The 20,239-nt window shown below is 70.1% G+C and carries 23 protein-coding genes; 13 read left to right on the forward strand and 10 right to left on the reverse strand.

What is annotated here, in order from left to right; translation table 11 throughout:
- The first annotated feature begins 15 nt into the window (after positions 1 to 15).
- The 3 genes from FHR33_RS11195 (at position 16) to FHR33_RS11205 (ending at position 2,115) form a co-directional block, all read left to right on the forward strand.
- On the forward strand, positions 16 to 669 hold the full coding sequence (locus tag FHR33_RS11195; RefSeq protein WP_183645884.1) for a potassium channel family protein: 654 nt from the start codon (positions 16 to 18) through the stop codon (positions 667 to 669).
- 154 nt (positions 670 to 823) lie between these two features.
- On the forward strand, positions 824 to 1,267 hold the full coding sequence (locus FHR33_RS11200; protein ID WP_183645885.1) for a hypothetical protein: 444 nt from the start codon (positions 824 to 826) through the stop codon (positions 1,265 to 1,267).
- Positions 1,252 to 2,115: an HTTM domain-containing protein gene (locus FHR33_RS11205; protein ID WP_183645886.1), complete on the forward strand. Its 864-nt coding sequence runs from the start codon at positions 1,252 to 1,254 to the stop codon at positions 2,113 to 2,115. The genes FHR33_RS11200 and FHR33_RS11205 overlap by 16 nt, the downstream gene beginning before the upstream one ends.
- Here the strand turns inward: FHR33_RS11205 and FHR33_RS11210 are convergent.
- Positions 2,011 to 2,397 carry a thiol-disulfide oxidoreductase DCC family protein gene (locus FHR33_RS11210; protein ID WP_183645887.1) on the reverse strand — a complete coding sequence of 129 codons (387 nt, stop codon included), beginning with the start codon at positions 2,395 to 2,397 and terminating at the stop codon, positions 2,011 to 2,013. The genes FHR33_RS11205 and FHR33_RS11210 overlap by 105 nt on opposite strands.
- Positions 2,398 to 2,406: 9 nt before the next feature.
- Positions 2,407 to 4,068 carry a lysine--tRNA ligase gene (gene lysS / locus FHR33_RS11215; RefSeq protein ID WP_183645888.1) on the reverse strand — a complete coding sequence of 554 codons (1,662 nt, stop codon included), beginning with the start codon at positions 4,066 to 4,068 and terminating at the stop codon, positions 2,407 to 2,409.
- 56 nt (positions 4,069 to 4,124) lie between these two features.
- Between lysS and FHR33_RS11220 the strand changes: the two genes are divergently transcribed.
- From FHR33_RS11220 to FHR33_RS11230, 3 genes are read left to right on the forward strand one after another with little or no spacing between them, the layout of a single operon-like run.
- Positions 4,125 to 4,685, forward strand: coding sequence for a hypothetical protein (locus tag FHR33_RS11220; RefSeq protein ID WP_183645889.1), 561 nt, complete (start codon positions 4,125 to 4,127; stop codon positions 4,683 to 4,685).
- Positions 4,682 to 5,029 (forward strand): nuclear transport factor 2 family protein, encoded by a 348-nt coding sequence (locus FHR33_RS11225; protein ID WP_183645890.1) that lies wholly within the window; start codon positions 4,682 to 4,684, stop codon positions 5,027 to 5,029. Before FHR33_RS11220 ends, FHR33_RS11225 begins: the two co-directional genes overlap by 4 nt.
- A complete protein-coding gene (locus tag FHR33_RS11230; protein WP_183645891.1) occupies positions 5,026 to 5,679 on the forward strand; it encodes an HAD family hydrolase in 654 nt (217 codons plus the stop codon). The genes FHR33_RS11225 and FHR33_RS11230 overlap by 4 nt, the downstream gene beginning before the upstream one ends.
- 55 nt (positions 5,680 to 5,734) lie before the next feature.
- Here FHR33_RS11230 and FHR33_RS11235 read toward each other — a convergent pair whose 3' ends face one another.
- Together FHR33_RS11235 and FHR33_RS11240 are read right to left on the reverse strand one after the other, a co-directional pair.
- Positions 5,735 to 8,644, reverse strand: coding sequence for an AAA family ATPase (locus tag FHR33_RS11235; protein WP_312895466.1), 2,910 nt, complete (start codon positions 8,642 to 8,644; stop codon positions 5,735 to 5,737).
- A 10-nt stretch (positions 8,645 to 8,654) separates the two neighbouring features.
- Positions 8,655 to 9,350 carry a hypothetical protein gene (locus FHR33_RS11240; RefSeq protein ID WP_183645892.1) on the reverse strand — a complete coding sequence of 232 codons (696 nt, stop codon included), beginning with the start codon at positions 9,348 to 9,350 and terminating at the stop codon, positions 8,655 to 8,657.
- A gap of 304 nt (positions 9,351 to 9,654) precedes the next feature.
- On the opposite strand from FHR33_RS11240, the gene FHR33_RS11245 reads away from it, so the two are divergent.
- Positions 9,655 to 9,948, forward strand: a complete 294-nt coding sequence (locus tag FHR33_RS11245; protein WP_183645893.1) for a carboxymuconolactone decarboxylase family protein — start codon at positions 9,655 to 9,657, stop codon at positions 9,946 to 9,948.
- On the opposite strand, the gene FHR33_RS11250 is transcribed toward FHR33_RS11245, so the two are convergent.
- Both FHR33_RS11250 and FHR33_RS11255 read right to left on the reverse strand, forming a co-directional pair.
- Positions 9,938 to 10,390 carry an NAD(P)H-dependent oxidoreductase gene (locus tag FHR33_RS11250; RefSeq protein ID WP_183645894.1) on the reverse strand — a complete coding sequence of 151 codons (453 nt, stop codon included), beginning with the start codon at positions 10,388 to 10,390 and terminating at the stop codon, positions 9,938 to 9,940. The two genes, FHR33_RS11245 and FHR33_RS11250, sit on opposite strands and share 11 nt — an antisense overlap.
- Entirely contained in the window at positions 10,387 to 11,565 is a 1,179-nt protein-coding gene (locus FHR33_RS11255) for a PQQ-dependent sugar dehydrogenase (protein ID WP_312895467.1), read from the reverse strand. Before FHR33_RS11255 ends, FHR33_RS11250 begins: the two co-directional genes overlap by 4 nt.
- Positions 11,566 to 11,656: 91 nt before the next feature.
- On the opposite strand from FHR33_RS11255, the gene FHR33_RS11260 reads away from it, so the two are divergent.
- From FHR33_RS11260 to FHR33_RS11270, 3 genes are all read left to right on the forward strand, one after another.
- Entirely contained in the window at positions 11,657 to 12,409 is a 753-nt protein-coding gene (locus tag FHR33_RS11260; RefSeq protein WP_183645895.1) for an SDR family NAD(P)-dependent oxidoreductase, read from the forward strand.
- Between the two features lie 59 nt (positions 12,410 to 12,468).
- Entirely contained in the window at positions 12,469 to 14,031 is a 1,563-nt protein-coding gene (locus FHR33_RS11265; RefSeq protein WP_312895468.1) for a phospholipase D family protein, read from the forward strand.
- A 74-nt stretch (positions 14,032 to 14,105) separates the two neighbouring features.
- Positions 14,106 to 14,720 (forward strand): pyridoxamine 5'-phosphate oxidase family protein, encoded by a 615-nt coding sequence (locus FHR33_RS11270; protein WP_183645896.1) that lies wholly within the window; start codon positions 14,106 to 14,108, stop codon positions 14,718 to 14,720.
- Between the two features lie 118 nt (positions 14,721 to 14,838).
- Here FHR33_RS11270 and FHR33_RS11275 read toward each other — a convergent pair whose 3' ends face one another.
- Positions 14,839 to 16,053, reverse strand: a complete 1,215-nt coding sequence (locus tag FHR33_RS11275) for an ABC transporter ATP-binding protein (protein ID WP_183645897.1) — start codon at positions 16,051 to 16,053, stop codon at positions 14,839 to 14,841.
- A gap of 168 nt (positions 16,054 to 16,221) precedes the next feature.
- Between FHR33_RS11275 and FHR33_RS11280 the strand changes: the two genes are divergently transcribed.
- Positions 16,222 to 17,259 carry a LacI family DNA-binding transcriptional regulator gene (locus FHR33_RS11280; RefSeq protein WP_183645898.1) on the forward strand — a complete coding sequence of 346 codons (1,038 nt, stop codon included), beginning with the start codon at positions 16,222 to 16,224 and terminating at the stop codon, positions 17,257 to 17,259.
- On the opposite strand, the gene FHR33_RS11285 is transcribed toward FHR33_RS11280, so the two are convergent.
- Both FHR33_RS11285 and FHR33_RS11290 read right to left on the reverse strand, forming a co-directional pair.
- Positions 17,231 to 17,617, reverse strand: a complete 387-nt coding sequence (locus FHR33_RS11285) for a YchJ family protein (protein ID WP_183645899.1) — start codon at positions 17,615 to 17,617, stop codon at positions 17,231 to 17,233. The genes FHR33_RS11280 and FHR33_RS11285 overlap by 29 nt on opposite strands.
- Positions 17,614 to 18,099, reverse strand: a complete 486-nt coding sequence (locus tag FHR33_RS11290) for a glutathione peroxidase (protein ID WP_183645900.1) — start codon at positions 18,097 to 18,099, stop codon at positions 17,614 to 17,616. The genes FHR33_RS11285 and FHR33_RS11290 overlap by 4 nt, the downstream gene beginning before the upstream one ends.
- 180 nt (positions 18,100 to 18,279) lie before the next feature.
- Here FHR33_RS11290 and FHR33_RS11295 point away from each other — a divergent pair, with 180 nt between their 5' ends.
- Both FHR33_RS11295 and FHR33_RS50070 read left to right on the forward strand, forming a co-directional pair.
- The gene (locus FHR33_RS11295) at positions 18,280 to 18,669 is read left to right on the forward strand and encodes an aggregation-promoting factor C-terminal-like domain-containing protein (protein WP_183645901.1); all 390 of its coding nucleotides are present in this window, start codon (positions 18,280 to 18,282) and stop codon (positions 18,667 to 18,669) included.
- A 314-nt stretch (positions 18,670 to 18,983) separates the two neighbouring features.
- Positions 18,984 to 19,529, forward strand: a complete 546-nt coding sequence (locus FHR33_RS50070) for an aggregation-promoting factor C-terminal-like domain-containing protein (protein ID WP_246451767.1) — start codon at positions 18,984 to 18,986, stop codon at positions 19,527 to 19,529.
- Positions 19,530 to 19,577: 48 nt separating this feature from the next.
- On the opposite strand, the gene FHR33_RS11305 is transcribed toward FHR33_RS50070, so the two are convergent.
- Positions 19,578 to 20,222 carry a TetR/AcrR family transcriptional regulator gene (locus FHR33_RS11305; protein ID WP_183645902.1) on the reverse strand — a complete coding sequence of 215 codons (645 nt, stop codon included), beginning with the start codon at positions 20,220 to 20,222 and terminating at the stop codon, positions 19,578 to 19,580.
- Between the last annotated feature and the right edge of the window lie 17 nt (positions 20,223 to 20,239).

Raw genomic sequence — 20,239 nt, forward strand, 5'->3', positions numbered from 1 at the left:
TCATAGTTGGTTGACATGAGGAACGACCCGGTCGTCGTGATCGGTCTCGGCCGGTTCGGCACCGCGCTCGCACTGGAGCTGACCAGACGCGGCACCGAGGTCCTGGCCATCGACAACCGCCCCAAGCTCGTCCAGGCGCTCTCCGGTCAGATCACCCAGATCGCCGCCGCCGACTCCACCGACCTCGAGTCGCTCACCCAGCTCGGCGTGCCCGACTTCTACCGGGCCGTCGTCGCGATCGGCAGCGACCTCGAGGCCAGCATCCTGACCACCTCCCTCCTGGTGGACATGGGGATCGACGACATCTGGGCCAAGGCGGTCAGCAGGCAGCACGGGCAGATCCTCAGCAGGATCGGCGCCCACCACGTCGTCCTGCCCGAGCACGACATGGGCGAGCGCGTGGCCCACCTGGTGAGCGGCAGGATGCTCGACTACATGCAGGTCGACGCCGGCTTCGCGCTGGCCAAGACCAGGCCGCCCAAGGACTACGTCGGGGTGCGGCTGGGCACGTCGGGGATGCGCAAGAAGTTCGGGGTGACCGTGGTCGCGGTCAAGAGCCCCGGCGAGGAGTTCACCTACGCCACGGCCGAGACCGAGCTCACCTACGACGACGTCATCCTGGTCTCGGGCAGGACCGCGGACGTCGAACGCTTCGCCGAACTCCCCTAGCTCCACGCTTTTCGCGGTCGTGGCCACGGGCCTGCGGCCCTTCCCCCGCCACGGCGTGACCGCTTCCCGCGACCCGCGCCGCACCGCTTCCCACCGCCATACGAATGCCCGAAATATCATGATCAATCAGTAAATGATCTGCTAGTTTTCAGGCATGCGGGGGGGTTTATCCAGGCAGGGCAAGGCATGGCGGCTGGCAGCGGCGGGGGCCGTGATCGCCGCACTCGGGTACGGCACGGTGCTGGGGGACGACGACCTGTTCCCCTTCGGGCCCATGGTGCAGTACGCCTTCAGCATCCCGCCTGACGGCGAGATCAAGTCGCTGCACCTGCACGCCGAGACCGCCGCGGGCACCAGGGTCGAGATCCCGATCGAGCCCTACTACGTCGGCATCCGCAGGGCCGAGCTCGAAGGACAGCTCAGCCGCTACCTGGCCCGTCCCGAGCTGCTCCAGGGGCTGGCCGACGCCCACGCCAGGATCAGGCCCGGCGACCCGAGGCTCACCAAGCTCATCGTGGTGACCAAGGTGATCACGCTCAGGGACCGCCGTCCCGCCTGGACGACGAACGTGGAGAGGCTCTCATGGGTGGTGCGCTAGATCGCTGGTGGTTCGCGCCCGTCTCGCCGCGACGCGTGCGGATCCTGTCGGTGGTCGTCTACCTGTTCCTCCCGCTGGACATGATCCTGTTCACCGGCGGCGTCTGGGGCAACGCCGGCAACCCCTCCGGCTACCGGCCCGTGCTGGTGGCCCGCCTGCTGCACCTGCCGGGCGCCAACCCTGCGCTGGTCTACGCGCTGTTCGCGGTGGTGGTCGGCGCGGCCCTGATCGCCGCATGGGGCAGGCTGCCGCGCGCGGCGGGCTACACCGTCGCGGCCGGCTACCTCTACTGGGCGCTGCTGGCGATGTCGTACGGCAAGGTCGACCACGACCACCTCGCGCTGGTCGTCGCCCTGTTCGTGCTGCCCACCGCCGTCCGCGCAGGAGAGCAGGCGGCGGGGTGGGCGATCAGGTGCGTCCAGATCGCGGTCGTGGCCGCCTACTTCCTGTCGGCCTACGCCAAGATCAGGCACGGCGGCTGGGAGTGGCCGAACGGCGCCACCTTCCAGTGGGCGGTCAGCAGACGCGGCACGTTCTTCGGCGAGTTCGTCGCCTCCCTGCCCGGCGCGCTGCTGGTCGGGCAGTGGGTCGTGCTGCTGGCCGAGACGGCCGCGCCCGCGCTGCTGTTCACGCGCGGGCGCGTGCTGTACGCGGGGGTCGGCTTCTTCGCGCTGTTCCACCTGATGACGTGGGCGGCGATCACGATCCACTTCCTGCCGCACGTGATCTGCCTGCTGGCCTTCCTACCGCTGGAGCGGGCGGCGATCGGCGGGAAGCGCGCACGCAGGGGTACCGCCGGGCAGCCTGCCACGGTTGTCGGCGACGGCGCGGTAGAGCCAGTGAGCTAGCCAGCGCACCGGCGGCACCCGCAGCAGCAGGCCCGGCGCGCTCCACGGCAGCCCCGCGTGGATCAGCAGCTTGGCCACGGCCTGCGCGCCGCCGAAGGCCCTGCCGCGCTGGTCGACCCACAGCAGCTCGTACTCGGCCCGTTCCCTGGTCACCCCCAGCTCGCCCAGGTCGGCGAACTGCCAGGCGATGATCGTCGCGTCGGGGCGCAGGTAACGTTCGACGAAACGCACGCAGGTGGTGCAGAAGCCGCAGTCGCCGTCGAAGACGAGCACAGGTCTCATGATCCGACTCTACGCCCCGAGGAGCTTGCGGACGCGGTCGGCCCCGACGGCCAGCAGCAGCGTGGGCAGCCTCGGGCCGGTGTCGCGGCCGACGAGCAGCGTGTAGAGCAGGACGAAGAACTCGCGCTGCGCCGCCTTCAGCTCCGGTGTCGCCTTCGCGTCGGCGGGCAGGCCCGCCTGGAGCTTCGGCACGCCGTACACCAGGGCGGTCAGTCCCTCCAGCGACCAGTGCTCGTCGAGCCCTTCGAGCAGCAGCCGCAGGGACTCGCGCTGCTCGTCGCCGAGCCCGGCCAGCAGGTCGGCGTCGGGCTCGGCCAGGACACTGGTGCGCTGCTCGGCGGGCACCTGCGTGCTCACCCACCGCTGCGCCCTGTCCAGGCGCGGACGCACCGACTCCAGGTCGGTGACCGGGTCGGCGGGGTCGAGCTCGCGCAGGATCCGCAGCGTCTGCTCCTCGTCGCCGGTGGTGACGTCCGCGATCGAGGCGAGCATCCGGTACGGCACCCGCCGCCGCGTCGACTCGAGCGGCCCCTCCGCCGTGCGCACCGACCTGGCGTGGACGGTCAGGTCCGCGGGCAGCGCCGTGCCGTCGGCGACCTTGCGCTCCAGCGCGTCCCACTCGTCGTAGAGGCGCTGGATCTCCTGGTCGAAGGCGACCTTGAACGACTGCGCGGGCTTGCGGCGCGCGTACATCCAGCGCAGCAGCGGCGCCTCCATGATCTCCAGGGCGTCCGCCGCGGTCGGGACGCCGCCCTTGGAGCTGCTCATCTTCGCCATGCCGCTGATGCCGACGAAGGCGTAGCGGGGGCCGATCGGCTGCTGCCCGCCGAACACCTCGCCGACCAGATGGCCGCCGACCTCGAAGGAGGAGCCCGGCGAGGTGTGGTCGACGCCCGAGGGCTCGAAGACGACGCCCTCGTAGGCCCAGCGCATCGGCCAGTCGACCTTCCACACGAGCTTGCCGCGGTCGTGGGTGGCCAGCCGTACGGTCTCGCCGTAACCGCACGCGCAGGTGTAGGCCAGCTCGGTCGTCTCGTCGTCGTAGCCGGTGACGGTGGTGAGGTCGCGCCCGCACAGCGCGCAGTAGGGCTTGTACGGGTAGTAGCCCGCCTCCTCCTCGGCCGCGCCTGAGCCTTCGAGCGCGGCGGCCTCGTCGGCGTCCTTCGCCTTCGGCTTGGCCTTGGTGCGGAAGCGGGACAGCACCGCGTCGATGCGGTCGCGCTCGCGCATCGCGTGCAGGATCTGCTCGCGGTAGACGCCCGAGGTGTACTGCTTGGTCTGGCTGACGCCCCGGTAGGTCACGCCCAGGCGCGCCAGCGCGGAGATCATCGGGGTCTTGAAGTGCTCGGCCCAGTTCGGGTAGGCGCTGCCGGGCGGGGCGGGGACCGAGGTGAGCGGCTTGCCGATGTGCTCGGCCCACTCCTCGGGGATGCCCACCGGCACCTTCCTGAAGCGGTCGTAGTCGTCCCACGAGAGCAGGTGCACGCAGTCGAGGCCGCGCCGCCTGATCTCGTCGGCCACCAGGTGCGGGGTCATCACCTCGCGCAGGTTGCCCAGGTGGATCGGGCCGGACGGGCTGAGCCCCGAGGCGCAGACGATCGTTTTGCCGGGGGCGCGGCGCTCGGCCTCGGCGATGACGTCGTCCGCGAGTTGGGAGACCCAGTCGGTCATGGAACAACCCTTCGATCGAGGTGTGGCGACCCATTCTTCCCGAAGAATGGGGACCCATGGACTGGACTGCCCTCCGCGACCGTTTCCGCCGCGCTCCCCTGCGCCCTCCCCCGGCCCCGTGGCGGCCCGTGCCCGCGCAGAAGACGGGCGGCATCACGGACGTCGGCTTCGGGAGGCCCTCGCGGGAGGAAGGGCTCACCGCGCCCGATCTCCTGCTCGTCGCCTCGAGCACCGGCAGAGGCGTCTTCGACTGCGCGAACGGGCAGCGGGTGTACCGCGACCACGGGGAAACCTACCCCGACGACTCTCTGGTGCGCGAGGGCATCGGCCCGCTGGAGGGCGTCCAGGTCACGATGGCGGGGCTGTGGGGCGGCGGTCTGCGCACCACGACGGACGACGGATGGGCGGTCCACCTCGTCGCCCCCGACTGGCCTGCCGAGAGCGTGCTCCTGTCGAAGGACGACGAGCCCTACCGCGGCTCGAACTGGTGGCACATCCATCGCGAGGAGGCCTGCGAGCTGCGCGCCTCCGGCTTCTCCCCCAGCGGCAGGACCCTGGTCATCGCCACGGCCTGCGACCTCGTCATCTACTCCAGAGGGGTAGAAAGGAGATCATGACCGATCCCGCCACATGGGTGGACGCCTACGTCAGGGCGTGGCACACCAACGAGCCGGCCGACATCGGCGCACTGTTCACCGACGACGCCGCCTACTTCACCGAGCCCTACGCCCGGCCGTGGCGAGGGCGCGACGCGATCGTGCGCGGATGGCTGGAGCGCGAGGACGAGGGCGGCCCCTCGGCGTTCGAGTACGAGCCCGTCGCCGTCGAGGGCGAGACGGCCGTCGTCAAGGGCGTGACGACCTATCCCGACCGGGTCCTCAGCAACCTGTGGGTGCTCAGGCTGGACGGCGAGGGCCGCTGCGCCGAGTTCACCGAGTACTGGATGGAGCAGCCCGCATGAGATCACCGGTCGTCTTCGACCTCGACGGCGTGCTCGTCGACTCCGAGCCGGTCTGGGAGGAGGTCCGCAGGGCCTTCGTCGCCGAGCACGGCGGCACGTGGCGCGAGGAGACGCAGTCGAGGTTGATGGGCATGAGCACCGGCGAGTGGTCGGCCTACCTGGCCGAGCTCGGCGTACGGCTGCCGCCCGAGGAGATCGCGCGCGGGGTGGTCGGGCAGATGGCCGAGCGCTATCGGCACGGCGTGCCGCTCCTGCCCGGCGCCAAGGAGGCGGTCGAGCGGCTGGCGGCCGGCCGTCCCCTCGGCCTGGCCAGCTCCTCCCCCCGCGCGCTGATCGACGTGGTGCTGGAGGCCACAGGGCTGGGCGCCTTCTTCGGCGCGACGGTCTCGACAGAGGAGGTCGCGTACGGCAAGCCGGCCCCCGACGGCTACCTGGAGGCGGCCTCACGGCTCGGCGTGGACCCCTCGGACTGCGTGGCGGTCGAGGACTCCAGCAACGGGCTGCGGTCGGCGCACGCGGCGGGGATGCGGGTGGTCGCGGTGCCGCACCCGCTCTACCCGCCCGCTCCCGACGCCCTGGCCCTGGCCGCCGGCACGGCCAAGACCCTGGACGATCTGACCCCCGATCTGGTCGACTCCCTGTCCCGCTAGGCCAGGGGAGGCCGTGCCGTGCCCCGGAGGTCTTCGGGGCACGGCGTGAGCGGGTTCATGGACGGTCGTCGGGGCGCTGGCCGTCGTAGCCGAGCAGGCGCATCGCCGTTTCCGGGTCCATCGCCGCGGCCAGCAGCTGGGCCCTGGCGTTGGCCCTGTCGCGTTCCTGTTCGGCCCTTCGCTGGGCGGTGCGCACCGCCTTCACCGCGATGAGCGCCACCGCGACGCCCACGACGATCGCGACGACGATGATGAACAGCACCAGCAGCAACCCGGGCGACAGCGCCCCTGCCACGCTGCCGATCGCGCCCGTCGCGGCCAGCGCGCCGAACAGCGCCAGGCCCACCAGCACGATCACGCTGCCCGCCACGACCCACACCGTCGCGGGCGACCTGCGGGAGGGCGGTGGCTCCGCCGTACCGAAGGCATGGGGGGCGCCTCCCGCGAGACCCGGGGTGGCCGGCGCGCTCGCGGTCATGGCCTCCGGCGACCAGGGGACGAACTCGGGACGGCGTTCCTCCCCGTGGGCCGCCGGCTGCACCTGGGCGGAGCCCTGCGTCGCCGGCTGAACCACCGCCGGCTGGATCGGGACGGGCGCGGCCCCCGCGGGGGCGTAGACCACGTCGGCCTCGACGACCTCGGCCTCCACGGTGACAGGGCCCGGCAGGTCGCGCTCGACCCTGTTGTGCTCGCGGTGCGCCCTGGCCGCGTCGCGGTGGTACTCCTCCAGCTCCTCGAGGAGCTCCTGCGAGCGGTAGATCGCACCGTCCACCAGCGGGCCCTGCCTGCCCTCGAGGACAGCGACCACGTCCTCGCCGTTGAGCGTCTTGTGGGTCTCCAGCGCGTGCGCCAGGCACAGCACCTCGCGCCGGTGCTCACGCAGCAGCTCCTCGGTCTGCTCCAGAAGCCTGACCAGGTTGAACTCGACCCGCTCGCTGAGGTGCTCGGGGACGGCGGCCTCGCGCGGCGCGGGATCCTGGGCGGCGCCCTGCTGCCCGCGCATCGCCTTGCCCGCGTGGATGCCCAGCTCCTGCAGCGCGGGCAGCGAGGCGATGCCGGTGCCCATGCCCCAGTGCGACTCCATGAGCCCGACGAGGTAGGTCGCCGACATCAGGTCGCCCGAGACGCCGGAGGAGTTGTCGTCGCCGAAGAACATCCGCTCCCCCGCCAGCGAGGCGAGCGAGACCATGATGTCGGCCTCGTGCTCGGACTTCCACCGGGTGAACTGGTCCTCGGGCTTGATGGAGGCGACCATGCCGAGGTAGTCGGCGCCCTTCTCGATCGTGGCGATGTCGATCTCGAGGTGGTAGCGGGTGCGGTAGGCGACGACCGCGTGGCAGGCCTCGTGGACGGCGACCGCGTGCCGTTCGCGCTCGATGTACTCGACGTCCTCGGGCGGGCCGAGCTGCTTGAGCCTCTTGGCGCGCAGCACGTCGGACCAGGTGATGACCTCGCGCCCGTCGCGGATGGTGGTGATCAGCGCCTCGTTCACCAGGTCCTTGATCGTGGCGCCGGTGGCGTAGGGGGTGATGGTGGCGAGCTTGTCCATCTGCTCGTCGGTCAGCTCGTGCTGGACCTTGGCGAAGTAGCCCTGGTAGGTGCGCACCCTTCCGGCCTTGGACGGGTAGCCCACCTTGTAGATGCGGTCGATGCGCCCTGGCCGCAGCAGCGCCTCGTCCAGGGCGTCGGGCATGTTGGTCGCCATCATGACGAGGATGCGGTACTTCGGCGGCGGCTTGGGCCGCATGCCGAGCGCGCGCCGTACGAGCCTGTTGAACAGGCCGCGCGGCTTCTTCAGCCCCGACAGCTCGGTGAGCAGCGCCTGCAGCGTGCCCATGTCGCCGCTACCGCCGTTCATGCCGCCGCCCATGAAGAAGCGGTTGTCCTCCGCGCCGGCCGCGGGTCTGGTGAGCAGGACCGAGCGGGAGTGCTCGGACAGGTAGTTCAGTCCGTGGCAGCCGTCGGTGGTGAAGCCCTGCCCCGGGGGCGCCTGTCCGGCGAGCCTGCCCCTGCGGCCGAGGGAGTCGGCCTCGTCGAAGAAGACGATGACGCCGCCGTAGCGGAGCGCCAGCTTGCGCAACTTCCTGAAAAGGGCCTTCACCTTCAGGATGCCGATGCCCATGAACATGTTGACGAAGGCGCCGGGGTCGACGAAGACGTACGGCTTGCCCGTCTCCCCTGCCACGGCCTCGGCCATCAGCGTCTTGCCCGTTCCCGGCGGGCCCCACAGCAGCAGGCCGCTGGGCACGTACCCGCCCCTGGCCTCGATGGCGTCAGGCTGCTCGAGGAAGACGATGTTCTCCTTGACGCGCTCGACGACGTGGTCCTGGCCCCACACGTCACGGAAGCGGGTCTTGATGTCGTCGGGATAGTAGGTCTCCACGCCGCCGCGCGACAGGAACCAGAACAGTCCGACGAACTGGAAGATGATGAAGAAGAACGCGAAGGCCAGCTGGGCGACGTACGGCAGCGCCTGGAAGGCCAGCGCGGGCGCCTGGAAGAGGGCCAGGAAGGGGCTGGTGTCGAGGACGGCGCCGAGCACGAGGGCGAGCAGCGTGACCCAGAACACGATCTTGATGAGCCTGGCGAGGCGGAACCTCGTCCAGTCGCTGAACCTGCGGTGCGTCCAGCGCTCGAACCCGCCGAAGACACCCCTGCTCCAGAAGCGGTGGTAGCCGGAGGAGCGCTCGCTGACGAAGAAGTGGACCTGCCTGACGAACTCGGCGCCGAGCAGGTAGAAGATCCACGGATGGTTCTCCCCGATCCTGCGCAGGGCGTCGTCGAAGGGCATGATGCCCGCGTAGTCGGCCATCTCCTTCCACGCCAGCACCAGGAAGACGATCGACAGCACCAGCAGGATCTTGATGCGGTCCCAGAAGACCATCCGCTTGCGGGTCACGGTGTCGGGATCGACGGGGCCGCTGCCGGGAGCGCGCAGGCCGCCCTCTTGGTAGGTCGTGGTCACTGTGGCACCCTCATCCCGGCAACTTGAGCAGCTTGAAGGATTCGGCGATCTTGTCGAACTCCGCGGCCCTCTTGCCGAAGCACTCGGCCGTGCAGCGGATCAGCAGCACCGACACGGTTCCGCCCGTCCTGTCCAGATAGGCCGTCTGGTCGAAGGTCTGGACCGTGTCGCCGATCTGGTAGTTGAAGCGCACCCGCACGCCGCGCGCGCCGTCGCCGAGCGCGAGCTGCTGGTCGTTGAGCAGTTCGAAGCCGGTGAGCATGGGCCGCTGGCCCGCCTCCATCAGGCGCTGGGCGTAGGCCTGCCGCATCTCCTCCGTCACGGGCAGCACGAAGTCGCGCATCGTGTTGAGGGAGATCATGTTGCGCTGGGGCTCGGTGAGCAGGTGAACGGTCGAGTAGACGAACGGGTCCTGGGAGCCCAGCAGGTGGTCGACCGCCGGTTCGGCGGACTGGTCGAAGGCCGTCGACCAGACCAGCTGCTTGCGCAGCTTCGCCGTCTCGGAGTTGGGATGGTCACCGCTGAGCAGGAGATCGATCTGCGTGGAGTCGACCTTCGAGAAGGAGGAGGGCACCCTGAAGTAGGTGGTCCCTTCCCTGTCGCGCACGTAGGTGTATTCCGCCTGACCGCAGGCGGCGGTTCCGGCCATCAAGAAGGCCGCGACCGTGATCGCGGCCCATCTCGTCCAAGCCCGTGTCTCTTTCACCAGGGCTTACCTCCGCGTTACCCGCCAACGCCTTGGTTGTGCCCGTTTTTGCCGTCTAATCTCCTCTTTGCCGCCAGAAGTCTTCACCAAATCTTGGCCGACCCTTGGCTCCATTTGTTACAGATCGCCGAAGTGGGGGTCATTCATCCGCATGATGGCTTCCTCTCCCCGTCTCTACCCGGTCGCAACGTTTGCGCAACCGAGACCTGGTGATGATGTCTTCTCGAAGGGCCTATCTCTTGCCGCCGAACTGGCTAAGGATAGGGAGCTTCGGAATCCCCTCCCGCCTCGCTCGGAGCGCGCCATGAAGGAACCTCTCAACTTCGCCATGACCGTGGAGCACCTGTTCGCCGAGGTGTGGTCACGTGAGGCGATCAGCGACCGCGACCGGCGCCTGCTGCTCGTCGGCCTGCTGGTCGGCCAAGGACTCGACGAGGCGGTCGAGGTGCAACTGGAGACCGCGCTGCGCACCGGCGACCTGAGCGCGGAGGAGCTGAGGGAGACCGTCGTCTTCCTCACGCACTACGCCGGCTGGGCACGCGGAGCCAGGCTCAACGCCCTCGCGGAGGACCTCATCGACCGGGTGATCATGAACTGATCGTCGCCGCCACCGTCGCTCCGAGCTCCCAGCACGCCTCGAGGTCCGTCCTGGTGACGGCGCCGATCACCACCACCGGCGCCGCCACCGGGCTCCAGCCGAGCCCGCCCGCGATCGACTCGACCGCGCGCACCGCGCCTGTGGCGTCGTCGTTGCCGTGCACGTACAGCCCGTACGGCAGGCGCCGCGTCTCCTCCAGGCACGGGTAGTAGATCGTGTCGAAGAAGTGCTTGAGCGCCCCGCTCATGTAGCCGATGTTGGCCGGGGTGCCGAGGATGACCGCGTCGGCGGCGAACACGTCGGAGGCGGTGGCCTGGAGCGCGGCCCTGGTCACCACCTCGACGCCGTCGAGCTCGTCGGTGCCCGCGCCCTCGCGGGTCTTCTCCAGCAGCTCGTGGGTGGCCGGTGAGGCGGTGTGGTGCACGATCAGCACCCTGCTCACGGCCCGTCCACCCGGTAGACGGGCCCCTGGAGGCTGAGCGCGTAGAGCTCGCCGTCGTGGTCCTGGCCGAAGGACGACAGCTGCTCGACCTTGCCCACCTCGACGCTCTTGGCGGGGTCGTCGGCGGGGGCCGCCCTGATCCAGCCCGCGCAGAAGTCGCCGTAGAGGAAGTGCCCGCGCAGGCCGGGGATCTTGGTGCCCCTGTAGACGTATCCGGCGATCACCGAGCAGTTGCCGCCCTCGCCGAGCGGATAGGTGATGACGGGCGCGACGGCCTTGCCGATGTCGACGCTCTCGTCGAAGGGCCTGTCGCCCTCGAAGGCGTTCCACCCGTAGTTGTTGCCGCCCCGTCCCCTGGGCTCGTGGTCGACCTCCTCCCAGGCGTTCTGCCCGACGTCGCCGATCCAGAGGTCGCCTTTCTGCCTGTCGAAGCTGAAGCGCCAGGGGTTGCGCAGGCCGTACGCCCAGATCTCGGGTTCGGCGCCGCGCCTGCCGACGAACGGGTTGTCCTCGGGCACCTTGTAGGGCTCGCCGCGAGGGTCGATGCGCAGGATCTTGCCCAGCCACGTGCCGAGGTCCTGGCCGTTGCCCTCGGGGTCGCCGCCGCTGCCGCCGTCGCCCAGCGCGATGTAGAGGTGGCCGTCGGGACCGAAGGCGAGCTGCCCTCCGTTGTGGTTGGCGTACGGCTGGTCCTGGGTGAGCACGTCGCGGCGGCCGGTGGCCTTCGTGCCGTCGAAGGCCCATTCGGTGACGTGGGTGTCGCCCTCGGCGTCGGTCCAGTCGAGGTAGAGCCACCGGCCCGACGGGTGGAAGGCGACGCCGAGCAGGCCCTGCTCGTTGCCCTTGCTGACCTCAGCCGACAGGTCGATGATCTGGGTCGTGGCGCCGCCCTTCACCGCGTGCAGCCTGCCGCCCTGCTCGGCGATGTAGAGCGCGTCGTCGCCGGCGCGCACGGCGAGGGCGACGGGCTTGTCGAGCCGGGCGATCTGGGTGAACCTCAGCTTGTCCTGCAGCCCTTGGCCCGCGTTCACGCTCGGGCCGGAGGTCGGGCTCACCGCGAGCGAGGGAGCCGCGGGCGGAGGGGGCGGGGACGCGGGCGTCGTGTCCGCGGTCGGGGTGGCCGAACAGGCGGTCAGCGCCGCGACCAGCACGGCGAAGGGAAGCGCGAGGCGCACGCTGTCGATCCTCTCATGTGGGCTCTTTCCAGGGTCCTACCCCCTGCGACCGGCGGAGGTTCCCGCGGCCTGCTGGCATTACGCTGGCGGCATGCCTACCGCAATGATCACGGGCGCGACCGCCGGCATCGGCGCGGCGTTCGCCCGCCGCCTGGCCGCCGACGGCTTCTCGCTGGTCCTCGTCTCACGCGACGAATCCAGGCTCGCCGAGACGGCGGGCCGGCTCAAGCTCAGGTACGGCGTCGCCGTCGAGACGCTCCCCGCCGACCTGGCCACCGACGACGGCCTCGAGGTCGTGGAGTCCCGCCTGCGCGACGGCGTCGATTTCCTGGTCAACAACGCCGGCTTCGGCCATCAGGGCCACTTCCCCGACGTTCCCGTCGAGGACGAGCTGCGCATGCTCAAGCTGCACTGCGAGGCCGTGCTGAGGCTGACGCTGGCCGTCCTGCCAGGCATGCGCGCCCGCGGCAGGGGCGCGGTGGTGAACGTGGCGTCGGTGGCGGCGTTCTTCACCCGCGGAACCTACAGCGCCTCCAAGGCCTGGGTGGTCAACTTCAGCGAGTCCACGGCCGCGGAGGTCGGCAGCCCGCGCATCCGGATCATGGCGCTGTGCCCGGGGTTTGTGCGCACCGAGTTCCACCAGCGGGCCGCCATGGACATCTCCGGCATCGCGAACTTCCTCTGGCTCGAGGCCGACGACGTGGTGAACGAGGCGATGCGCGACCTCGCACTCGGCAGGCGGGTCTCCATCCCCGACCTGCGCTACAAGGCGATCGTCGGGATCGGCAGGCTCATCCCGCGCGCCCTTATGGAGCGGGTCTCCGCGCGCATCGCCCGCAGATGAACGTCTAGACAGCGCGATCGGGGGCACCTTGAGGGTTCAGGCGACCCTCGGGGAGGTGCGTGCGGGTGCGGCTCGAGGACTGGTTCCTTACGCACGAGGAGCGGGGCAACCCCTCGACCAAGCTCGAGGGGTGGACGACGGGAAACCTGGTGCGTCCGCTCATTCACGGCGCGACCTACTTCGCCGAGCTGGCCGAGCGCATCGACGGGCTGGGCAAGGACGACCTGCTGCTGTTCGCCGACTGGCGCGGCGACCCCGACGAGCTGCTCACCGGCGGCGGGCAGCCGGTGGCCGAGGTCATGGCGGAGGCCGCCCGCAGGGGCGCGCTGGTCAGGGGGCTCATCTGGCGCTCCCACCTCGACTTCCTGCGCTTCAGCTCCGCCGAGAACAGGCACCTGGGCGAGGACATCGAGGCGGCAGGCGGCCAGGCCCTGCTCGACACCCGGGTACGGCACGGCGGCTCCCACCACCAGAAGTTCGTCATCCTGCGCCACGACCGCGACGCCGAAAGGGACGTGGCCTTCGTCGGCGGCATCGACCTGTGCCACAGCCGCCGTGACGACGCCGCCCATTTCGGCGATCCGCAGGCCGCTCCCATGCCGAAGTCCTACGGCGAGCGTCCGCCCTGGCACGACGTGCAGGTGGCCATCCACGGCCCGGCCGTGGGCGAGGTGGAGAAGGTCTTCTGCGAGCGCTGGGAGGACCCCGCACCCGAGACCCGCCAGCCGATCAGGCGGCTGCGCGACCACCTGCAGCGGATGGACGACGTGCCGCCGCTGCCGAAGCCGGGGCCGCCGCCCGACCCCGTGGGCACGCACGCCGTCCAGCTGCTCAGGACCTATCCGCACCTGCGTCGTGCCTACCCCTTCGCGCCCGAGGGCGAGCGGAGCGTGGCCAGGGCCTACCACAAGGTGCTGGGCAGGGCGCGCTCCCTGGTCTACCTGGAGGACCAGTACCTGTGGTCCACCGAGGTGATCGAGCCGTTCGCCGAGGCGCTGGAGCGCGAGCGGGAGCTGCGCATGGTCATCGTGGTGCCCCGGTACCCGGACCAGGACGGCTGGCTGGCCGGCCCCGCCAGCCTGATCGGCAGGTCCGAGGCGCTGGCCAGGCTGATGCGCGCGGGTGAGGGCCGGGTCGCGATCTACGACCTGGAGAACCACCTCGGCACGGCGGTGTACGTGCACGCCAAGGTCTGCGTGGTGGACGACGTCTGGGCGAGCGTCGGCTCCGACAACGTCAACCTGCGGTCGTGGACGTTCGACTCCGAGCTCAGCTGCGCGGTGCTCGACGAGGAGCCCGATCCGCGCCCGCCGTCGGGCGCGAGCAGGTACGCCAGGCGCCTGAGGCTCGCTCTGGCTGCCGAGCACCTCGATCGCGACCCCGACGACGTGGACGAGTTGTGCGACCCCGTGACCGCCTTCGAGGCCTTCGCCGAGTCGGCCGCGCGGCTGGAGTCCTGGCACAAGAGCGGCCGCAGGGGGCCGCGCCCGCCCGGCCGCCTGCGTCCCCATCCGCAGCCCGAGCTCGGCCGCCTGCGCAGGACGCTGGCCATGCCGCTCTACCGGATGGTCGTCGACCCCGACGGGCGGCCGCCGAGGCTGCGCCGTTCGAAGGACTTCTGATGCGTGGCGCACGAGGGAATTGATCGACGCTTCTAACGCTTACATCTATGTGTAAGCGTTAGATTGGAGGCGTCATGAGCAGTCGGTTCGCGCAGATCGCGTTCACCCCCGGCGTCCAGCGGCACCAGCTGGAGCACGGCAGCCACGCCTATCGAAGGCTGATGGAGGGCGCGGGCGGCGCCGACCTGCTCGGCGACGCCGAGCGGCTGTTCATCGGCGAGCGCGACAGCTTCTACCTGGCCAGCGTCGGCGAGAGCGGCTGGCCCTACATCCAGCACCGCGGCGGGCCGCGCGGCTTCCTGCGGGTGCTCGACGAGCACACCCTCGGCTTCGCCGACTTCCGCGGCAACCGGCAGTACATCACCCGCGGCAACCTCGACCACGACGACAGGGTCGCGCTGTTCCTGATGGACTACGCGAACAGAGGCAGGCTGAAGGTGCTCGGCAGGGCGCGCGCGGTGGAGGACGACCCCGAGCTGATCGGACGGCTGGCCGTCGAGGGCTACCAGGGGAAGGTGGAGCGGGCCGTGCTGATCGACGTCGAGGGCTTCGACTGGAACTGCTCGCAGCACATCCCTGAGCTCTACCCTCGCGACCTCGTGGAGCGGGCGCTGGGGTCGGCCCGCGACCGCATCGCCGCGCTGGAGCGCGAGAACGCGCGGCTGCGGGCCGGCCTGGCCGCGACCTGAACGTGACGACGGGCCCCCGCCGGGCGAGCCGCCGCCGATCGAACCGGTCGACGCGGGGACAAAAAGATCCCCCCGCCGCGGGAGGGGGTCGCGGCGGGGGGACGTTTCCTTCGCTGGGTCAGCGGTTGGCCTCGTGGCCGATGGCCAGGCCGCTCTCGGAGTCGAAGAAGTGCAGGTTGTGCGTGTCGACGACCAGGTCGATCGTCTGGCCGGGACGCACGTGGCTGCGGGCGTTGACGCGGGCGGTCCACAGCGACTTGTCGCCGATCAGCGGGAGCGCCGCCTCCTCGTCGTCACCCGTGTCCTGGGCGGCGACGGTGTCCTTGTGCTCGACCGGCGGGGCGTCGATCAGGAACAGGACGTTGATCTCGGAGCCGAGCTCCTCGGTGACCTCGGCCTTGGCGGGCAGGGTGGCCCAGCCGTTGGCGTGGCTGCCGGCGGCGCTGGCGTCCTCGAAGTCGGAGGGGCGGATGCCGAGGATGAGCGACTTGCCGATGTACTGGTCGAGGCCGGGCTTCTCGGTGAAGGTCGAGGCCGGGATCTGCAGCTTGACGTCGGCGAAGGTGACGGCCGCGCCGTCGCCGTCGCGGACCACCTGGGCGGTGACGAAGTTCATGGACGGCGAGCCCATGAAGCCGGCGACGAACAGGTTGACCGGCTTGTCGAACAGGTTCTGCGGCGTGTCGACCTGCTGGAGCAGGCCGTCGCGAAGGACGCACACCCTGTCGCCGAGGGTCATGGCCTCGACCTGGTCGTGGGTGACGTAGACCGTGGTGACGCCGAGGCGCTCGTGCATCTGATTCAGCGAGGCGCGCATGGAGACGCGGAGCTTGGCGTCCAGGTTGGACAGCGGCTCGTCCATGAGGAAGGCCTGCGGCTCGCGGACGATGGCGCGGCCCATGGCGACACGCTGGCGCTGACCACCGGAGAGGGCGGCCGGCTTGCGCTTGAGGTAGGTCTCGAGGCCGAGCATCTTGGCGGCCTCGTTGACGCGCTTCTGGATCTCCGGCTTGGGCATCTTGCGGAGCTTCAGACCGAAGGCGAGGTTCTCCTCGACGGTCATGTGGGGGTACAGCGCGTAGTTCTGGAAGACCATCGCGATGTCGCGGTCCTTCGGAGGCAGGTGGTTGACCACCTTCTCGCCGATGGAGATCTCGCCGCCGCTGATGTCCTCCAGGCCGGCGATCATCCGCAGGGCGGTCGACTTGCCGCAACCGGAGGGGCCGACCAGGACCATGAACTCGCCGTCCTTGATCTCAAGGTTCAGCCCGTTCACTGCCTTCACGCCACCGGCGTAGATCTTGTCGACATTTGACAGGACGATGGATGCCATGACATTCCTTCGCGCAACGGGCGGGGGCCCGGATGGTCGTGGGGGTCACCACGCACTGTGGATACGTTTTCATGCATCTCACCCGAAAGGGACATCGCTGTCAAGAGACCAGCCCCTGTTGTTGATTAGAGGTGGAAACCTCGTGGAACCCATGATGGAATCGTTTCCATGAAGCGCACCACCATCAAGGACGTGGCCGAGGCGGCCGGGGTGGGCGTGGCCACCGTCTCCAGGGTGCTGTCGGGCGGGTCGGCCAGCCCCGAGACCCGCGAGCGCGTGCTCGCGGTGGCCGCCCATCTCGACTACCGCCCCAGCGCGCTGGGGCGCAACCTCCGTCAGCAACGTACCGGCGGCATTGGCCTGCTGCTGCCCGATCTGACGGACCCGCTGTACGGCAGGCTGGCCGAGGGCGTGCTGGCGTGCGCCCGCTCGGCGGGCGAGCCCGTGCTGGTGGGCTCGACCGGGGGCGATCCCGAGCAGGAGTCCGAACTGATCGGCATGCTGCTCGAGCAGAGCGTCGACAAGGTGGTCGCGGTCCCCTCGGGCGACGCCGACACCTGGGGCCCGGCTCTCAGGACCGGCATGACGGTGGTCTTCGCGGGCGAGCGGCCCGACGAGCCCACCGAGGAGCCTGTCGACGACCTGCTGCTGCTCGACGGGCTGAGGGGCAGGCCCAGAGTGGAGGGCGGCATCCCCACGGTGCTCGCCGACGACCGCTCGGGCGTCCGCACGGCGGTGCAGTACCTCAAGGGCCTCGGTCACCGCCGCATCGCCTATCTCGGCGGTCCCGGCCACGCCCGGCGCGTCTCGGCCTTCAGGGAGGCGCTGGGGCCGCTCGTGGACGACGAACTGGTGGTCTTCGCGGGCGGCTCCCGCGACGCGGCCTACGCGGCGGCCTCGGGGCTGTTCCAGAGCCGTCCCGACCTGACGGCCGTCCTCGCGGGCGGCAACCAGCTGGGCGAGGCGGCCGTGCTGGCCGCCAGGGAGCTCGACCTGCGCATCCCCCGGGACCTGTCGCTGGTGATGTACGACGACGTGCCGTGGGCCGAGCTGTGCTCGCCGCCGCTGACCGTCATCGCCCAGCCCGCGCAGGACCTCGGCTACCGCGCGGCGGAACTGGTGCTGCGGGCGGGCATCCGCCGTCCGCGCAGCGTGCTGCTGCCCACCGAGCTCATCGTCAGGGGGAGCTGCGGACCTCGCCGTTGACGTAGACCCATGCGCCCTCGTGCCTGGCGAACCTGCTCACCTCGCGCATCTCCCCCGCCCTGCCGCGCCGGCTGAAACGGGCGCGGAACTCCACCGTCCCCTCCTCGTCGGCGGGTCCGCCCGCGCCGGTGGCGACGACGGACAGACGCTTCCACCGCAGGTGCGGCTCGAAGGCGAGCTCGGCGGGCCTGGTGGAGGGGTGCCAGCTCCTGAGCAGGTAGTCCGCGTCACCCACCGCGAAGGCGCTGAAGCGCGAGCGCATGAGCTGCTCGGCGGTCTCGGCCGCCGCCTCGCCCCTGTGCAGGCGCCCGCAGCACTCGTCGTAGGGCGCGGGCAGCCCGCACGGGCACGAACTCACAGGAGCTTCTCGATCGCGGAGACGACGGCGGGGTCGGTGGGCTCGGTGCCGGGCCTGAACCTGGCCACGACCGAGCCTTCACGGTCGACCAGGAACTTCTCGAAGTTCCACTGGACGTCGCCGGCCTGACCCTCGGCGTCGGGCGTGGCGGTCAGCTCGGCGTAGAGCGGGTGCCTGCCCTCGCCGTTGACCTCGGCCTTCTCCAGCAGCGGGAAGTCGACGCCGTAGGTGGTGGAGCAGAACTCCTGGATCTCCTCGGCCGAGCCGGGCTCCTGGCCCATGAACTGGTTGCAGGGCACGCCGACCACGCTGAAGCCGCGCTGGCCGTACTCCTTCTGAAGCTCGACCAGGCCTGAGTACTGCGGGGTCAGTCCGCACCTGGAGGCGACGTTCACGATGAGCAGCGCGCTGTCGCCGGCCAGCTCGGCAAGGGTGGTCGGAGCGTCCGCGATCGTGCGGACGGGGATGTCTCGGAGACTCATGAGCCGACCCTACCCCTCGCCGAAATGTGACAGGGTCCACATTTGGCGGCTATAAGCCCTGAGTAACCACAAGATCGGATCTTTACTAACGATCTACCTTTTCATGGTCAATTAGCGACAAATGCTCCCTTTGCGGCAGGGTGACGCAGTCCCCCGATCGCCTTCGAAAGGGAATACCGCATGTCACGCCGTACCAGAGCCCTGCTCCTCGCCGCCACGTTCGTGGCGTCGGGAGCGGGCACAGCGACGGCCGCCTACGCGGAGAGCGGCAGCAGCAGGAACAAGTCCATCGCCAGGCCGATGGTGGCGGACAAGGGCTGGGGCAGGGCCCAGTTCGGCTGCCTCGAGCGGCTCTGGACCAGGGAGAGCGGCTGGAACCACCGCGCGGGCAACGGCTCGGGCGCCTACGGCATCCCCCAGGCGCTGCCCGGCCACAAGATGGCCAGCGCGGGCAGAGACTGGCGCACCAACCCCAGGACACAGATCGAATGGGGCCTTTCCTACATCAAGAAGCGGTACGGCTCGCCGTGCGCAGCCTGGTCGCACTTCCTGTCGCGCGGCTGGTACTGATCACTTTCCCACCCTCGCGTCCGCTGTTCGAATAGTCATGGTCACCAGGGCTCCGGGGCGCGCCAACGCGGGATCGCCACCTCGCAAAGTCCTTTCCTTTCCCTGCTTCGGCTGCCTGACCAGTGGCGACATGGCGTACTAGAAACCGCCTAGAGACACGTCGCGGCGTCTTCGGGGCCGTCCAGCACGATCGGACGGAAAAAGATCCCCGCAAGGCCACGCGGGCCCTCCTCGCCCGAGCCACGGGCGCGGTCCGGCAGGGTGCTCCCTCACGTGGAGGCCCGCCCGCACGCGACCGGACAGCAAGGATCGAGTTGGACAGCAATCGCGTGCTCGCCGTGATGATCGCCTCTGTCGCTTTCACCGGCGGGACAGCCTCGACCGCCCTGGCCGACATGGACTCGGCCAGGAAGGTCCACCAGCGGACCTGGACGCTGGACGCGGAGCCTCGGGTGTTCCATCACCAGACCTACAGGGTGACGGCGCGGCCCATGGTGAGCCATCAGGCCACCTGGGACACCGAGGCGCTGCCGAAGGCGAGACCCATCACACCGGGCAAGGGCACCAACAAGCGGATCGCCCTCGACCTCGTGAGTCAGAGGTCATGGTCGCTGCGCGAGTTCCAGTGCCTGGACAGCCTCTGGACCAGGGAGAGCAACTGGAACCACCGGGCCGAGAATCCCTCGTCCGGGGCGTACGGCATCCCGCAGGCGCTGCCTGCGGTCAAGATGTCGGGCGTCGGACAGGACTGGCGGCACAACCCGACCACCCAGATCCGCTGGGGGTTGAAGTACATCCAGGGCAGGTACGGCAGGCCGTGCGGCGCCTGGGGCCACTTCAGATCGCACAACTGGTACTAGGAAGCCGCCAAGGGGAAGTGGCGGCTGCCGTGGAAGGGCGCCCTGGGCTCAGCCCCGGGTGCCCTTCCTGTCCAGGTGGACGGCGATCGCCTGGATGAGCAGTTCGAGGCCGAAGTCGAACTCCTCCTCGTGGTCGCACGCGCCGAGGAGCGGGGCCAGCGCGCTCACCTCGGGAAACAGCTCGGGGTCGACCTTCTCGACCTTGGTGGCCCCCTGAACGGGCGCGAACGTCGGCGTGACGCCCACCTCGCGCAGCAGCGAGCCGATGATGTAGGCGATGAACAGGCGCAGCATCCGCACCGCGTCGGCCCCGTCGAAGCCGGCCTCGCGCAGCGTGGACAGCGCCCGCTCGACGGGCAGCAGGCCCGCGTTGGAGTGCAGCTGGCGGCTGACGACCAGCATGGTGGAGCGCGGGTGGTGGTGGGCGATCTGCCGGAAGGCCCTGGCCTGCATGCGCACCCTGTCGGTCCAGTGCGCCTCGGGATCGTCGGTGAACTGGATCTTCGACAGCACGGCCTCGGCGACGCCGTCGAGCAGCGAGGCCTTGTTCGGCACGTGGTTGTAGAGCGACATCACCCCCACGCCGAGGTCGGCGGCGATCCTGCGCATGGACACCGCGTCGGCGCCCTCCCGCTCGATGAGGTCGATCGCGGCGGCGACGATGCGCGCGCGGGACAGCGGCTCAGAGGGCATAGCTCATTCTATTGACG

Source organism: Nonomuraea dietziae, assembly GCF_014195505.1.
GTDB classification, from domain to species: domain Bacteria; phylum Actinomycetota; class Actinomycetes; order Streptosporangiales; family Streptosporangiaceae; genus Nonomuraea; species Nonomuraea roseola.

What these genes read in the sequence shown, in the direction of transcription:
- FHR33_RS11245 (WP_183645893.1), top strand. Translation starts at nt 9,655, where the DNA reads ATGAAGGAACCTCTCAACTTCGCCATGACCGTGGAGCACCTGTTCGCC.
- FHR33_RS11290 (WP_183645900.1), bottom strand. Translation starts at nt 18,099, where the DNA reads ATGAGTCTCCGAGACATCCCCGTCCGCACGATCGCGGACGCTCCGACC.
- lysS (WP_183645888.1), bottom strand. Translation starts at nt 4,068, where the DNA reads ATGACCGACTGGGTCTCCCAACTCGCGGACGACGTCATCGCCGAGGCC.
- FHR33_RS11305 (WP_183645902.1), bottom strand. Translation starts at nt 20,222, where the DNA reads ATGCCCTCTGAGCCGCTGTCCCGCGCGCGCATCGTCGCCGCCGCGATC.
- FHR33_RS11205 (WP_183645886.1), top strand. Translation starts at nt 1,252, where the DNA reads ATGGGTGGTGCGCTAGATCGCTGGTGGTTCGCGCCCGTCTCGCCGCGA.
- FHR33_RS11260 (WP_183645895.1), top strand. Translation starts at nt 11,657, where the DNA reads ATGCCTACCGCAATGATCACGGGCGCGACCGCCGGCATCGGCGCGGCG.
- FHR33_RS11275 (WP_183645897.1), bottom strand. Translation starts at nt 16,053, where the DNA reads ATGGCATCCATCGTCCTGTCAAATGTCGACAAGATCTACGCCGGTGGC.
- FHR33_RS11220 (WP_183645889.1), top strand. Translation starts at nt 4,125, where the DNA reads ATGGACTGGACTGCCCTCCGCGACCGTTTCCGCCGCGCTCCCCTGCGC.
- FHR33_RS11230 (WP_183645891.1), top strand. Translation starts at nt 5,026, where the DNA reads ATGAGATCACCGGTCGTCTTCGACCTCGACGGCGTGCTCGTCGACTCC.
- FHR33_RS11200 (WP_183645885.1), top strand. Translation starts at nt 824, where the DNA reads ATGCGGGGGGGTTTATCCAGGCAGGGCAAGGCATGGCGGCTGGCAGCG.
- FHR33_RS11210 (WP_183645887.1), bottom strand. Translation starts at nt 2,397, where the DNA reads ATGAGACCTGTGCTCGTCTTCGACGGCGACTGCGGCTTCTGCACCACC.
- FHR33_RS11225 (WP_183645890.1), top strand. Translation starts at nt 4,682, where the DNA reads ATGACCGATCCCGCCACATGGGTGGACGCCTACGTCAGGGCGTGGCAC.
- FHR33_RS11295 (WP_183645901.1), top strand. Translation starts at nt 18,280, where the DNA reads ATGTCACGCCGTACCAGAGCCCTGCTCCTCGCCGCCACGTTCGTGGCG.
- FHR33_RS11195 (WP_183645884.1), top strand. Translation starts at nt 16, where the DNA reads ATGAGGAACGACCCGGTCGTCGTGATCGGTCTCGGCCGGTTCGGCACC.
- FHR33_RS11280 (WP_183645898.1), top strand. Translation starts at nt 16,222, where the DNA reads ATGAAGCGCACCACCATCAAGGACGTGGCCGAGGCGGCCGGGGTGGGC.
- FHR33_RS11270 (WP_183645896.1), top strand. Translation starts at nt 14,106, where the DNA reads ATGAGCAGTCGGTTCGCGCAGATCGCGTTCACCCCCGGCGTCCAGCGG.